Below are 14696 nucleotides of genomic sequence, written 5' to 3' on the forward strand. Positions count from 1 at the left end.
TAGACGCCGGGAATGGCTGGCGAACTCTCCCCCTCTCCGATGTTGTCCGATGCTTTGGTGATCCTTGGCTCTGCCGGGATCGTCATTCCGGTGTTCACGCGTTTCCGCATCACGCCGGTCATTGGCTTCATCCTGATCGGGATACTGGTGGGTCCATTCGGGCTGGGCAAGCTGGTGTTCGAATACCCTTGGCTAGCCCATGTGACGATATCCGATCCCGACGGGCTGGAACCCTTTGCCGAGTTCGGGATCATCCTGCTGCTCTTCACGATCGGCCTCGAACTCAGCTTCAAGCGTCTTTGGCAGATGCGGCGGCTCGTCTTCGGCTTGGGCGCGCTCGAATTGATGCTGATCGGGACTGCGCTTGCTGTCGCGTTGTCGATGATGGGACAATACTGGACCGGCGCCCTGGCACTGGGCTTCGCCCTCGCCTTCTCCTCCACCGCTATCGTGTTGCCGATTTCGGGCACGACTTCGCCCGTCGGAAGAGCGGCACTTTCCATGCTCCTGTTCGAGGATATCATGATCGTCCCGATCGTTTTCATCCTCGGCGCAATGGCCCCCTACGCCCAGTCAGACGGCGTAGAAGGATTGGTCGATACGCTGTGGCAGGGCGGGCTCGTCGTGGTCGCCCTGCTGGTTCTCGGGCGCATTGCCCTCCCCCGCCTGTTTGCGCAGGCTGCACGCACCAAGAGCCCCGAGCTCTTCCTCGCTGCCTCGATGCTGGTGGTTATCGGCGCAAGCCTTGCAACAGCTGTGACGGGCCTGTCGCCCATCGTCGGAGCGCTGATCGCAGGCCTGCTGATCGCGGAAACCGAATATCACGGTGAAGTCGAAGCCATTATGGAGCCTTTCAAGGGATTGGCTCTCGGCGTCTTCCTGATCACTGTGGGCATGAGCATCGACCTCACCACCGTGTGGGACAATCTCGGCATGATCTCGCTGGCGGTCGTTCTCGTGCTCGTGTTCAAGGCCGCGGTAACAGGGCTTCTGCTGCGACTGATGGGCGCGCGCCGATCCACAGCCGCTGAGACTGGCGTGCTCATGGCCAGCCCCAGCGAGACGACCCTGATCGTCCTTGCCGCAGCAAGCTCGGCCATGCTGATCCAGCCCGGCACGGCGCAGTTCTGGCAGATCGTGACGGCCATTGGCCTGACGGTGACGCCGCTGCTTGCAAGGCTCGGGCGCGTGCTCGCGCGTCGGGTCGAGGCCGCTCCCGAATTGCCCGAGGAAGACGCCGGAGAACCGCGGACGATCATCGTCGGTGCCGGGCGTGTCGGCCTGCTTATCGCGGACATGCTCGATGCCCACGACAAACCTTACGTTGCGCTCGATTCCGATGCCGACCTGATCGAATCCGCCAAGAGAGATGGCTACCGCGCGACCTTCGGGGATGCCGGGCGCGGCGACGCGCTGAGCAGGTTGGGTATCGAGACTGCCCCTGCCGTCGTGCTGACGATGGACGAGCCGGTCCTGGCGCAGCGGCTCGTGGCGAAACTCCGCAAATCATATCCTGACCTGCTGATCGTGGCTCGTGCCCGCGACCCGGAACACGCCGCCGAACTTTACCGCGCAGGTGCGAGCCATGCGGTCCCGGAAACTCTGGAGAGTTCGCTACAACTTTCAGAAGCCGTGCTGGTCGATATCGGGGTCGCGATGGGACCGGTGATCGCCTCTATCCACGAGAAGCGCGACGAATTCCGCGTCAAGCTGGAGCGTGACGGAAACCTCGATTACCGCCCCAAGCTAAGGACCAGCAACGCCGAGGCCTGACAAGTTTCTCGAACCCATTTCCATGCTCATGCGTTGGAAAGGAAAGGAGAAAATTATGTCAGACCCGACGAAACCGACGCCCAATAGCGAAAAGTTCAAGCCGCAGAACGTCCAGGATCCGCTCAAGGATACCAATCCCCGCAACCAGCTGCGCGGTCAGCCCGGCGACACCCAGGGTTATGACATCGAAAGTGGCAGCAGCGGCGTGACAAAAAGCACGCCGGGCGCCTGATCCGACAGCTTAGGCGTTAGCCTTCGCGATTGCGTCCCTGACGGCAGCAAGAGCTTCCTCAGCCTTGCTTCCGTCGGGTCCGCCGCCTTGAGCCATGTCAGGCCGGCCACCGCCGCCCTTGCCGCCCAACGCTTCGACACCGACGCGTACGAGATCGACTGCGCTGAAGTGGTCCGTGAGATCGTCCGTGACTGCCGCCGCGAAAGCTGCCTTGCCGTCATTGACCGCGCAAATTGCCGCAATTCCGGATCCAAGGCGTCCCTTCGCTTCGTCGAGCAAGGGCCGAAGCTCCTTGGGATTGAGCCCCTCAAGAACTTGCCCACTGAATTTCACACCGACGATTTCTTCCTCGGCAGACGCATTCGCTCCACCTGCGCCGCCACCGCCCAAGGCCAGCGCCTTGCGCGCTTCTGCCAGCTCCTTTTCCAGCTTCTTGCGCTCTTCCAGCAGCGCCGCAATCCTGCCCGGGACCTCTTCAGGTGTAGCACGGATGGCCCCTGCTGCAGCCTTCAATGCCTCTTCACGGTCGACGAGCCAGCGCCTTGCAGATTCCCCGGTCAGAGCCTCGATACGGCGAACGCCCGAACTCACTGCGCCTTCCGACACGATCCGGAACACGCCGATGTCACCGGTGGCCTTCACATGGGTACCCCCGCAAAGTTCAACGGAGTAATTTCGGCCCTCGCCTCCCTTGCGCCCCATGGACAGGACCCGAACCTCGTCGCCGTACTTCTCGCCGAACAGCGCCATTGCGCCAGCTTCGATGGCATCTTCCGGGCTCATCAGCGTCGTACCGACGGGCTCATTTGCGCGGATCTCTGCATTCACCTCTGCTTCGATCGCAGCGATTTCATCTGCTTCGAGCGGCTTGGGATGCGAGAAGTCGAACCGGAACCGATCGGCTGCGACCAGTGATCCCTTCTGCGTCACATGCTCGCCGAGCTTGTTGCGCAAGGCAGCATGGACGAGGTGCGTGGCCGAATGATTGGCGCGAATGCGATCCCGCCGCTCGACATCGACTGAAAGGTGCACCGTATCGCCGACCTTGATCGAACCGGATTCGATCCTGGCCTGATGGGCATGGAGCCTGCCAAGCGGCTTGGAGGTATCTTCTACCTTTGCCGAGAGCCTGCTGGTCGACGTGATCGTGCCAGCATCGCCCGACTGACCGCCGCTTTCGCCATAGAACGGCGTCTGGTTGGTCAGGATGATCACGTTGTCGCCCGCAGCGGCGCTTTGGACCTCGGCGCCATCCTTCACGATGGCCACGACGTTACCTTCGCCGCTGGTCGAGGAATAGCCGGTGAATTCGGTCGCGCCTTCACGCTCGGCAATGTCGAACCAGACCTCGCTGTCAGCTGCCTGGCCGGAACCCTTCCAGGCTGCACGAGCAGCCGCCTTCTGGCGGTCCATCGCGGCGTCGAAACCGCCCCGGTCGACGCCGATGCCGCGCGAACGCAGGGCATCTTCGGTCAGGTCATAAGGGAAGCCGTAGGTATCGTAGAGCTTGAACGCGGTTTCGCCGTCCAGTTCGCCGCCTTCGCCCATGTCGCCGGTTGCTTCGTCGAGAAGCTTGAGGCCCTTGTCGAGGGTGCGCCGGAATTGCGTTTCTTCGCGTTCGAGCACTTCCTGGATCAGTGCCTGGCCGCGCTGAAGTTCGGGATATGCCTGCCCCATTTCAGTGACCAGAGCAGGTACCAAGCGGTGCATGAGAGGCTCTGAAGCACCCAGAAGGTGCGCATGGCGCATCGCGCGGCGCATGATGCGACGCAGGACATAGCCGCGCCCCTCGTTCGAGGGCAGAACACCATCGGCCATCAGGAAACTGGTGGAGCGCAGGTGATCGGCAATGACGCGGTGGCTGGCGGTCTTGTCCCCTTCAGCCTTTACGCCGGTCAGCGCTTCGCTCGCGCCGATCAGCGCCTTGAACGTATCGGTATCGTAATTATCGTGGACGCCCTGCATCACGGCAGCGACGCGTTCGATGCCCATGCCGGTATCGATGCTCGGCTTGGGAAGGTCACCAACGATTTCGTCGTTTTCCTGCGTGAACTGCATGAACACGAGGTTCCAGATCTCTACGAAACGATCGCCATCCTCTTCCGGCGATCCCGGAGGGCCGCCCCAGATGTGATCGCCATGGTCGTAGAAAACTTCGGAGCAGGGACCGCACGGCCCGTCCGAACCCATTGCCCAGAAATTGTCCTTGGTCGGGATGCGGATGATGCGCTCTTCCGGAAGGCCGGAAATCTTGCGCCAGAGGTCGAATGCCTCGTCATCGGTGTGATAGACGGTGGCGGTCAGCCGGTCGGGTGCAATGCCCCATTCCTTCGTCAGCAGGGTCCAGGCGTGAACGATCGCCTGTTCCTTGAAATAATCGCCGAACGAAAAATTGCCGAGCATCTCGAAGAAGGTGTGATGCCGAGCGGTGTAACCGACATTGTCGAGATCGTTGTGCTTGCCGCCGGCACGAACGCACTTTTGAGCGGTCGTCGCACGCGGCGCCGGAGGCGTTTCGAGGCCGGTAAAGGCGTTCTTGAACGGAACCATGCCCGCGTTGACGAACATCAACGTAGGATCGTTGTACGGCACGAGAGGTGCGCTAGGCACCTCGGCATGATCTGCACCGGCGAAATAGTCGAGGAAGGACCGGCGTATGTCGTTGGTCGAAGTCATGCCAGCGCAGTTAGGCGTTCACGCGCGAGGCGACAAGCCGCGAAGTGCAGTCTTCAAGCGGTTGCAGAGACAATCCATACCGACGCATCCATGGCGACGCGTCCGTCGGCGCAATTCTGCTGTGCCAAGGACCGCACCTTCTCGCGCATCGCCGGTCGCTCCTCTGCAGGAAGTTCGGCTATGGCACGAGCAGCGGGACCGATGCGGGCAAAATAGGCCATCGCCTCTTCGACAGGATCCTCGCCTGCTCCAGCAATCATCGAAAAGTCGAGCCGATCGAAGGCTATGTCGCGCCATCCGGCATCTGCCAGGATCCCTGCCACCCGGTCTTTATCAGAAAAGGCGAATGGTCCCGGCGCATGAGGGTCGGGCGGTGGTCCATCCGCAGGCGGCAGGATCTTGCCGAACTCACCGAAGAACGGGTTGTCGGCAACCGTCCGGAAGCAGGAAAATACGAGACCTGCACCGCGCACAGCCTGCCCCCGCAAGTGTGAGAAAGCAGCCACGGGATCATCGAAAAACATAACACCGTGCCGGGACATCAACACGTCCGGTCTCGCACCGGGTTCACAGGTCCATTCCGCAGCATTGGCAAGATCGAATGCGACGTTGTCATCCGCGGTAACGCGCGATTTCGCAGTCTCGATGAGGGCTGGTGAGAGGTCAATTCCTTGAACGAAGGCATCGGGCCTGTCACGCGCCACCAGCAACGACAGTTCGCCCGCTCCGCAACCGACATCGAGGACATTGGCCCCAGCAATGTCCGAAAGGCGGCGGCGCAGGTGCGGTGTCAGTTCACTGAAGCTCAGATCGGTCCGCTGCCATTCGGCAGCCCAGGATTGTCCGACCCTGCCCAGCCAGTCTTGCGCGCCTGTCATCACTTTCTCCCCCGTGCCTTCGTCCGTGCGCTTGGCATGAAGCGCAAGGTTTGGGCAAGGCCGGAGAAGTCCGGAAACGATGTTTCCACGTCACCCAAACGAAAAGCCGGCGGGAATTGCTGATCGAGGCAGCATCCGCCGGCTTTCCTTGTTTCCGAGCAACCCTTCGGTGCCCGCTTGAGCGATGATGTCAGTCTTCCGCGTCCGGGCCTGTCATCATCTCCTCGGCGACTTCGTCGGTCCGGCCGCGAATGGCAGCTTCCAACTTGTCGCAAATTTCGGGGTTTTCCTTGAGGTAGGTCTTCGCGTTTTCGCGGCCTTGGCCAATCCGGATACTGTCGTAAGAGAACCAGCTACCCGATTTTTCGACCACGCCGGCCTTGACCCCCAGATCGAGAATTTCGCCGATCTTGGAGATGCCCTCGCCATACATGATGTCGAATTCGACCTGCTTGAACGGCGGTGCCACCTTGTTCTTGACGACCTTGACGCGGGTGGCGTTGCCGACAACCTCGTCGCGGTCCTTGATCTGTCCTGTGCGACGGATGTCGAGGCGGACCGAAGCGTAGAACTTGAGCGCATTACCGCCAGTCGTGGTTTCCGGATTGCCGTACATCACGCCGATCTTCATGCGCAGCTGGTTGATGAAGATCACCATGCACTTGGAACGGTTGATCGACCCGGTGAGCTTGCGCAGGGATTGGGACATGAGGCGCGCCTGCAGGCCGACATGGGAATCGCCCATCTCGCCTTCGATTTCGGCGCGGGGGACCAGCGCAGCTACCGAGTCGACCACCAGCACGTCGATCGCGTTCGAACGTACCAGTGTATCGGTGATTTCGAGCGCCTGCTCGCCCGTGTCGGGCTGAGAGACGATCAGTTCGTCGATATCCACGCCCAGCTTCTTCGCATAGACGGGGTCAAGCGCGTGTTCGGCGTCGACGAAAGCGGCAGTCCCACCGTTCTTCTGCGCTTCTGCAATCACATGCAGCGCGAGAGTGGTCTTGCCCGAGCTTTCGGGGCCGTAAACTTCGATAACACGGCCCTTGGGCAGGCCGCCAATACCGAGCGCGATGTCGAGACCAAGCGAACCGGTCGAGATCGATTCGACGTTCATCGCTTCCTTCGAGCCCAGCTTCATGGCCGAACCCTTGCCGAAAGCACGGTCGATCTGTGCCAGTGCGGCGTCGAGCGCCTTTTGACGATCCACGGAATTTTCCTTTTCTACCAGCTTGAGATTCGCGGACATCGCATGGCCTCCTTCGCTTGCCTAGGGGTGCGACCGGGTTATCGACCGCCCCGCTGTAGGATTGCGATGTATTCCATTTGTTCTCATAGAACAAGTGGGGAACGAAATTTTTTTGCCGGGCTGGAAAATCAGCCCTTCTTCGTTCCTGCCTGGCGCATGATAGCTGCTACCCTGTCGCCGATCTGCTGGACGCTGAATGGCTTAGGCATGAAGTGCATGTTCGGAATATCGATGTCCTTGCGCAGCTGTTCTTCCGCATAGCCGGACATGAACAGGACGGGCAGCTGCGGCTTCAGCTTGCGGATCTCGCGGGCCATCGCGGGGCCATCGAGGCCGGGCATCACGACATCGCTGACGACCAAGTCGAACGCTCCGCCCTGTTCCACCGCGGTCAGGCCCTCTTCCCCGTCGGCGCAGGATGTCACGGTATAGCCGGCACGGGTCAGTGCGCGTTCCGCCACGGCACGCACCATGTCCTCGTCTTCGACAAGGAGGATGCTGCCCCCGCCCGACCATTCGCTGGACGGTTCGGGCTTTGTCGGTGCTTGAGCGGCGCGGCTCGGAACTTCGCCCTTGTGCACGGGCAGGTAGATCGTGAAGCGGGCACCGGTCGGGTACCCTTCGGCGTTCTTCACATTGTCTGCAAAGATGAAACCGCCCGATTGCTTCACGATGCCATAGACGGTCGAAAGGCCAAGGCCGGTGCCCTTCCCTTGCTCTTTCGTCGTGAAGAACGGCTCGAACAGCTTGGGCAAGGCTTCGGCAGGGATGCCCCCGCCGTTGTCCTGCACGATCAGGACAGCATAGTCGGCCGCCGGAAGGATTTCCGAGCCCATCTGCTGGACCTGGGTGGAGGTAACACGCCGCGTCAGGAGGGATATCCGCCCCGCCTTCACACCATGCGACTGGATCGCATCGCGCGCATTGACGGCCAGGTTCATGATGACCTGCTCAAGCTGCTGTGGGTCGGCGCGCACCGGCCCAAGGTCGCGATCATGCTGGACGTAATAGTCGATCTTGTTGCCAATCAGGCGAGTGATGAGCGGGCTGACTTCGCTGACCACGTCCGGCAGCTGGAGTATCTCGGGGCGCAAGGTCTGCTGGCGCGAGAATGCCAGCAATTGCCTGGTAAGCGCCGCCGCACGGTTTGAATTTGCGCGAATTTGCTGGATGTCGTCGTAATCGCTGTCGCCCGGTGTATGGCGCAGCAGCATGAGATCGCATGTGCCGATAATTGCAGTCAGCACATTGTTGAAGTCATGCGCGACGCCGCCAGCAAGCTGGCCGACCGCCTGCATCTTGGTCGCCTGGGCGACTTGCCGCTTCAGCTGCGTTTCCTCGGACGAATCCGTGAGGCTTAGCAGTACCGCCGCTTCGCCCAGTCCGCGCACACCGGCGAGGCCCATCGACACCGGCTCGTCCGGGTTGGAAACGAGCCTGATCGCCACATCACCGCTGGTCGCGGGCCCACGCCCATGGCGACGCACGGCATCAGAAAGTGGCCCCTTGTCTTCGCGAACGACCAGGTCGGTCGGGAAAGCCGGCAGGCCGCGATCTTCCCTTTCGACAGAGCGCAGGAAGGCATCGTTCCCGAACAGGAAACGGCCATCGCGATCCGTCATGGCAAGGCCGAGCGGAAGCTGTCCGAGCAAGGCTTCGAGCTGGGCGACACCGGCTTGCGATGGACCGTCCCATCCGCTGCCGATCCCGACGCCGCTATCGACGAGCAGCATCAACGATTGCCCCTTGTCGGGCGCAGAACCGCTGCGTTTCTCGACCGCATCCAGCGGAACATGTATCAGGGTCTGGGGCGTACCGCCCCGCCCTTCGCGCGAGAAATATATGCGATCGCGCTCGTCGGATCGCAGGAATCCCACGAAATCCTGCCCAGCCAGTGTCGCATTGGGATCGCCCGCGGCACGTTCGGCGAAGCCGGTGCTTACGCTCTTGATAACGCCCTGAGGCGTAGTGATGACCGCTTCGATGCCGGAACGCGAGAGCATCCGGCCAAGTTCGCCTGTCACGTCGATATCGATCGATTCGTCTTTGACTTGGCCTGCGCATGGCGCGAACCGCCAGACGAGATGATCCTCGCCGCGACCGGCGCGCTCTGCATGGACCTGCCAGCGCGCTTCGAAGTCTTCACTCTCACCGAGCGCGGACGCCTGCGACACACCATCACGCCACGCCTCGCGCGCTAGCCTCACGAGTGCCTCGAGTTCGCCGGGCTTGGCAGGAAGGTTCGGCGGTGCACTTTGCGAACCGAACCACTCGACAAATGTGCCATTCGCACAGACCAGCCGGTTTGCGCGATCCGTGATCGCTATCGCTTCGCCTTCGCGCTCGATGGCTGCGACAGTGACCGACCAGTCCGGCGCGGAAGTCACCTCTTCACTCGGGTTGCGTCGCATCATCTCGACCATCGCGAAGCCTGCGAGCAGGACGACAAGGCCGAGCACGAAGGCGAGAGCGACCACGACCGAGGAAGTGACGGCGAACAGCACGGCGGCGCTCAGCATGAATGCCAGCCCCAAGCCGCCAATCAGCATCCGGTTGTTCGAATTGCCGGCCTTTGCGAGCAATTCCTTCATCCTTCTTTCGCCCCCAGACGACTGTCGAGCCGGGCTTCCATCAGCTTGAGCCGTTTTGCCCGGCGACGGGCGACCATAAAGCGCCAGATGAAGCTGGAGAGGAGGTATCCGACTGCTGCCGACACGATTGCCAGAACGACGAAGCCAAAGGCGGTAACCCCGGCGAGTTCGAAGAATTGCGCCAGCGGCCCGCGGTCATCTGCGAACTGGCCGGCTGCACCGGGGCCAACGACAGCATCGATATTGAGCACCAGTTCTCCGGTTTCCTTCGCGACGACCGCCCAGAACGGGAAGGTCAGCGGGTTCGTTACGAAAGTAACAGCTGCCGAAAGGGGGACGTTGGCCCGCGCCGGGAGAGCAAGAAATGCAGCCAGGAATATCTGGCCCAAGGGAACTATGAAGGCAGCAAAGAGCCCCAGAGCGACACCGCGAGGAACAGAGCGCCGGGTGAACCGCCACAACTCGGGCGACAGGAACCTGTGGGCGATGGGCGCAAGGTATCGGTTGCTCGCCATTTCCTCTCTCGAGGGCATGTAGCGCCGCAATTTATCTGCCAGCCAGGTTTTCGATCCGAATTCGCTCATCGTCCGGGGTCGCCTTGCTCCGCCTCTACCGCTTAAGCAAGTGCCCAATCAGTATATTCGGCGAAGCGGTTGTCGTTTTCGACATGGGTATGCCGCCTGCATTCGCCAAGCGGTAAATCAGCCCCGGTCGCGCATCAGGCGCGCCTTGTCGCGCTTCCAGTCGCGTTCCTTGATCGACTGGCGCTTGTCATGTGCCTGCTTGCCCTTTGCCAGTGCCAGTTCCACCTTCGCCCGGCCAGTCCGGTTGAAATAGATCGACAGCGGGATCAGGGTCATGCCCTTGCGCTCGACGGCGCCGAACAGCTTGTTGATCTCGCGCGAGCTCAAGAGCAGCTTGCGAGGGCGTTTCGGCTCGTGATTGAGGCGGTTGCCATGCGAATATTCAGGGATGTTCGCATTGATGAGCCAGACCTCGCCATCGCGAACCTCGGCATAGCTGTCCGCAATGGTCGCTTCGCCAGCGCGCAAGGCCTTCACCTCGGTGCCATGCAGGGCGAGCCCGGCCTCGAACTTTTCGTCGATGGCATAGTCAAACCTCGCCCGCCGGTTCTCGGCGACGATCTTCTGCTTGTCGAAAGTTTCTGGTTTGGGCCTTGCCATGGTGGCCCGGCATTTAGGGATTCCTCTTTCGAAAGCAAACCCTGTCGCGTCGTCAAGGGTTGCAACGCAGCAGTACGCGGCACCAGATGCTCGATGCGGCGATGAAGTTCGTGATGAAGCACAATCCGCCCGATTGAGAACACCGGACGTACGGGCACGCGGGGCTAGACTAGTCCCGCGTGCTCCAGCGCCTCGTCAACAGCCTTGCGGCTGGCCTCGCTCGCATTGACCAGCGGCAGGCGGACATCGCACTCCAGCCAGTCATGCACGCGTGTCAGGGCATATTTGACCGGCGCGGGGCTTGCATCGGAAAACATTGCATAATGAAGCGGGAACAGCCGGTCGTTGATCTCACGCGCCTTGACCAGATCGTTCGAAGCGATCGCGCGGTGGAATTCGGCACATAGCGCCGGTGCCACGTTCGCAGTCACCGAAATACAGCCCGAACCGCCTGCTGCAGAATGCGGCAACCACAGTTCGTCATTGCCCGAAAGCTGGCAGAAGTCGTGATCGAGGCCCATGCGGTGGTCGGCAACGCGCGAGAGGTCACCACTCGCATCCTTGATGGCGACGATCCGATCGGGATATTTGCTGACCAGTTCGACCACTGTTTCGTCCAGCAGGTCGGTAACCGTGCGTGCCGGGACATTGTATAGGACGATCGGCAGGTCGCTGTTCTCGGCCAGAAAGCTGAAGTGCGCAATCAGGCCAGCCTGGCTGGGCCGGTTGTAATAGGGCGCAACGCAAAGGCCAGCCGCAGCGCCAGCCTTCTTGGAAAAGTTCATGTGAAGCAGGGCATTTCGCGTGTCATTGCTGCCGCAACCGGCGATCACTGGCACCCGGCCTGCCGCCTGTTCGATGCACACTTCGATGACCCGGTGATGTTCTGCATTGGAGAGCGTCGACGCTTCACCGGTGGTTCCGCAGGGCACGAGCGCGCTGCTTCCGTTCTCGATTTGCCAGTCGACGAGACGACGAAAAGCCTTCTCGTCGAACGCTCCGTCGCGAAAAGGAGTCACAAGAGCCGGAATCGAGCCGCTGAACATTGCCGTTTACCCTCACAAAATCCCATAAGCGCATGAAAAAAGGAACGACGCAGTGGGATCTTTCGTTTATTCAGCGCCTGATAAGGAGCGCACCCCCAGAATGTCCAGCATGGTTCGAAAATCTCTTCTTTTCCTCGCCCTCTCAGGAGCCAGCGCGCTGGCGCTGACGTCGCCGGTACACGCCGAAGATAACACGATGAAGGTCACCTACCAGCCCAGCGCCGCGGGCCGTGCGGTTTCGCAGTGGGAATATCTGGTTGCGAGCGACAAGCTGGGCTTCAGCGACTATGCCGATTTCCTCCTGAAGAACCCGGGTTTTCCGAAAGAAGGCCTGCTGCGAACGCGCGCTGAAAACACGCTCGAAAACGAAGCTCCTTCTTCGCGCGAACTGGTGCAATATTTCGATCGCAACCCGCCGCAGACTAATTCGGGCCGGGCCCGCTACGCCCTCGCTCTGGCAGCCGTCCAGCGTCCCGAAGCGTTCGAGATTGCGCGCAAGGCATGGCGCGATGGCAGCATGAGCAGTTCTGCCGAAGCCTATCTGATGGGCCTTTACGGTGCCCGCTTCACGGCTGACGATCACATCGCTCGCATGGATGCCCTGTTGTGGCATGGCGACAAGGAAGCGGCCGCGCGCCAGATCGTCAACGTTCCCGCTGCAAACCGCGCTCTTTTCATGGCGCGCCTCGCTCTCGTCCAGAAGACCGCGCCCGAAAGCGCCGGTGTGATGGTCCCTGCAGAAGCGATGAGCGATCCTGGATACGTCTTCAACAAGGTCCAGTATCACCGTTCCACCGGCAATCTGCCGGCGGCAGTAACAACGCTGGCAACGCGGCCGAAATTTGCGACCCCGGCACATGATGCAGAGGACTTCGTCGCGGAAATGCTGGCGGTGGCCAAGGGCGCTGGCAGCAGCCAGGCTGTCGCGATTGCCAGTTCGGTCGACGACCTGTTCGCGCCGGGTACCGACATCAGCGATGGTAGCTATCGCTTGCGCGACAAGTACACCGACCTCATGTGGCTCGGTGGCACGAAGGCTCTTTGGACCCTTGGCGACGGCGCGAAGGCTGCCCCGCTTTTCTACCGTTATGGCATGGCGGCAAAAACGCCCCTGACCCGGTCCAAGGGCCTGTTCTGGGCTGGCCGTGCCGCGTCGAACGCAGGCGATAGAAACGAAGCGACGCGGTATTGGGAACTGGCGGCGAAATATGCCGACCAGTATTATGGCCAACTCGCAATCGCATCGCTCGGGCGCCCGATGCCGCAGTTCAGCGATCAGGTTTCGGCTGTGCCCTCTTCCGAGCTCAGATCGAGCTTCAATTCGGACCCATTGGTCGCCGCCCTGCGCGCAATTTCCTCCAGCCGTCGCAGCTGGAAGACGGAACGCGCCTTCTTCGAGGCGATTTCGGAGAATGCCGACACGCCTGAAGAAATGGCGCTGGTCGCCGATCTTGCTGCAGAGCTGAAGCTGGAAGAATTCGCCGTCGTTGCCGGAGCCACCGCGCCGGAACACGGCCTGTTCGGTTTCGAACGGCTGGCCCATCCGACCGTGAACGTGCCCTACGGAACCGACTGGACGATGGCGCATGCGATCATGCGTCAGGAAAGCGAGTTCGACCAGAACCGCGTCAGCCACGCCGGCGCACGCGGCATGATGCAGCTTATGCCGGGAACCGCGCGCGAACAGGCAGGCAAGATGGGCATGAATTACATGTCTGCCGATCTTACCGACGATCCCCAGTACAATATCCGGTTGGGCGATGGCTATTTCCGCAGGCTGCTCGATTATTACGGCGGAGCCTATCCGCTTGCGATCGGCGCCTACAATGCCGGTCCTGGCCGCGTTAACCAGTGGCTTCGCCTGAATGGCGATCCACGCACCGGTGCGATCGATTATGTCACCTGGATCGAGAAGATCCCGGCGAATTTCGAAACCCGCTATTACATCATGCGTGTGCTGGGTAATGCTGTCGCCTATGACAATATGCACCCCCATCGTGCACCGGGCGGCAGACCGCGTACGATTTCCGACTTCCTCCGCTAAGGCGGAACTGCGGTGAAAGCGGGCGGCGACCCGATCACGCCTGCGGGCATGAATGCGCTGAAGGCGCGGTATGATCACCTGCTTGGCAAGGAACGTCCGGAAATCGTCGAGATCGTCAGCTGGGCAGCCGGAAACGGCGACCGCAGCGAGAATGGCGACTACCTTTACGGACGCAAGCGCATGCGCGAGATCGACCGCGAACTGGCTCACCTGTCCCGCAGGATGAAGGTCTTGCGCGTGATCGATCCGGCTGACCAGATCGATCGTTCCAAGGTATTCTTCGGCGCGCGGGTCGATCTCGCCGATGAGGATGATGTCCGCAAATGCGTGACCATTGTCGGTGACGACGAACAGGATGCCGGCAAGGGGCTGATCGGGTGGAGCTCGCCAATGGCACGCGCGCTTCGAGGAGCATCCGTCGGGGATTTGCGCAATGTCAGGCTTCCCTCCGGCACGAGGGAGTGGGAAGTCATCGCGATCAGCTATGACTAACCGGTTTTCCCTCCTATTGGCCTTCGCTGCCTGCCTTGCGGGGTTTGTATCGCCTGCAGCGCTTTCGGCGAAAGACAGCCTTGGCGTATTTTCCGAATGGGGATCGTTCCGCGACCAGAACGTTCCGCGCTGCTACGCCATAGCCAAGCCGCAGCCGCCCATCCGCAAGAAGGATATCGAACGGATCGAGTATGATGCCTTTGCATCGGTCGGAACCTGGCCGAAGCGCAAGATCCGCAACCAGCTTCACCTGAGGCTGTCCCGCAAGATGGCCAGGAACGCCTCGATCACCCTGAACGTCGGGGGCAAGCGTTTTGCGCTGAACGGTGGCGGGGGCGATGCATGGGGCAAGGATAAGGCGATGGACGCGTCAATCGTGGCAGCGATGCGATCTGCGACCAGCATGGCCGTGACTTCGACAGATACGCGCGGCAACCGGTTTTTCGACCAGTACGTGCTCAAGGGCGCCGCCACCGCGATCGACGCGGCTACGCTCGGCTGCGCCGAGCGCTGATATGAAAAAACCGGGAG

General features: G+C 61.3%; 12 protein-coding genes. 5 read left to right on the top strand and 7 right to left on the bottom strand.

Annotated features, from left to right (window positions below; genetic code table 11):
* Nucleotides 1-12: 12 nt before the first annotated feature.
* Complete coding sequence (locus AMC99_RS07140; protein ID WP_061924716.1) at nt 13-1773, top strand: cation:proton antiporter domain-containing protein; 1761 nt, start codon at nt 13-15, stop codon at nt 1771-1773.
* A 55-nt stretch (nt 1774-1828) separates the two neighbouring features.
* Nucleotides 1829-2005: a hypothetical protein gene (locus AMC99_RS14120; protein ID WP_198143495.1), complete on the top strand. Its 177-nt coding sequence runs from the start codon at nt 1829-1831 to the stop codon at nt 2003-2005.
* Between the two features lie 9 nt (nt 2006-2014).
* On the opposite strand, the gene alaS is transcribed toward AMC99_RS14120, so the two are convergent.
* The 7 genes from alaS to dapA all read right to left on the bottom strand — a co-directional run bounded on the left by alaS (nt 2015) and on the right by dapA (nt 11629).
* Nucleotides 2015-4681, bottom strand: a complete 2667-nt coding sequence (gene alaS, locus AMC99_RS07145; RefSeq protein WP_061924718.1) for an alanine--tRNA ligase — start codon at nt 4679-4681, stop codon at nt 2015-2017.
* Nucleotides 4682-4734: 53 nt separating this feature from the next.
* Nucleotides 4735-5559, bottom strand: a complete 825-nt coding sequence (locus AMC99_RS07150) for a class I SAM-dependent methyltransferase (protein ID WP_061924720.1) — start codon at nt 5557-5559, stop codon at nt 4735-4737.
* Between the two features lie 190 nt (nt 5560-5749).
* A complete protein-coding gene (recA, locus tag AMC99_RS07155) occupies nt 5750-6808 on the bottom strand; it encodes a recombinase RecA (protein ID WP_061924721.1) in 1059 nt (352 codons plus the stop codon).
* 128 nt (nt 6809-6936) lie between these two features.
* Nucleotides 6937-9399: a response regulator gene (locus AMC99_RS07160; RefSeq protein ID WP_061924724.1), complete on the bottom strand. Its 2463-nt coding sequence runs from the start codon at nt 9397-9399 to the stop codon at nt 6937-6939.
* Nucleotides 9396-9983: a DUF2062 domain-containing protein gene (locus AMC99_RS07165; RefSeq protein WP_083440111.1), complete on the bottom strand. Its 588-nt coding sequence runs from the start codon at nt 9981-9983 to the stop codon at nt 9396-9398. Before AMC99_RS07165 ends, AMC99_RS07160 begins: the two co-directional genes overlap by 4 nt.
* Before the next feature lie 117 nt (nt 9984-10100).
* Entirely contained in the window at nt 10101-10583 is a 483-nt protein-coding gene (gene smpB / locus AMC99_RS07170) for an SsrA-binding protein SmpB (protein ID WP_061924727.1), read from the bottom strand.
* Nucleotides 10584-10747: 164 nt separating this feature from the next.
* Nucleotides 10748-11629 carry a 4-hydroxy-tetrahydrodipicolinate synthase gene (gene dapA / locus AMC99_RS07175; RefSeq protein WP_061924730.1) on the bottom strand — a complete coding sequence of 294 codons (882 nt, stop codon included), beginning with the start codon at nt 11627-11629 and terminating at the stop codon, nt 10748-10750.
* A gap of 100 nt (nt 11630-11729) precedes the next feature.
* On the opposite strand from dapA, the gene AMC99_RS07180 reads away from it, so the two are divergent.
* Genes AMC99_RS07180 through AMC99_RS07190 form a run of 3 tightly spaced genes read left to right on the top strand, consistent with a single transcriptional unit; the run spans nt 11730 to nt 14679 of the window.
* A complete protein-coding gene (locus AMC99_RS07180) occupies nt 11730-13673 on the top strand; it encodes a lytic transglycosylase domain-containing protein (protein ID WP_061924733.1) in 1944 nt (647 codons plus the stop codon).
* A 48-nt stretch (nt 13674-13721) separates the two neighbouring features.
* Complete coding sequence (locus tag AMC99_RS07185; RefSeq protein WP_420805561.1) at nt 13722-14165, top strand: GreA/GreB family elongation factor; 444 nt, start codon at nt 13722-13724, stop codon at nt 14163-14165.
* A gap of 16 nt (nt 14166-14181) precedes the next feature.
* Nucleotides 14182-14679: a hypothetical protein gene (locus tag AMC99_RS07190; RefSeq protein WP_232301346.1), complete on the top strand. Its 498-nt coding sequence runs from the start codon at nt 14182-14184 to the stop codon at nt 14677-14679.
* Nucleotides 14680-14696 lie beyond the last annotated feature (17 nt).

Origin of the sequence: Altererythrobacter epoxidivorans, assembly GCF_001281485.1 — a bacterium.
GTDB lineage: Bacteria > Pseudomonadota > Alphaproteobacteria > Sphingomonadales > Sphingomonadaceae > Erythrobacter > Erythrobacter epoxidivorans.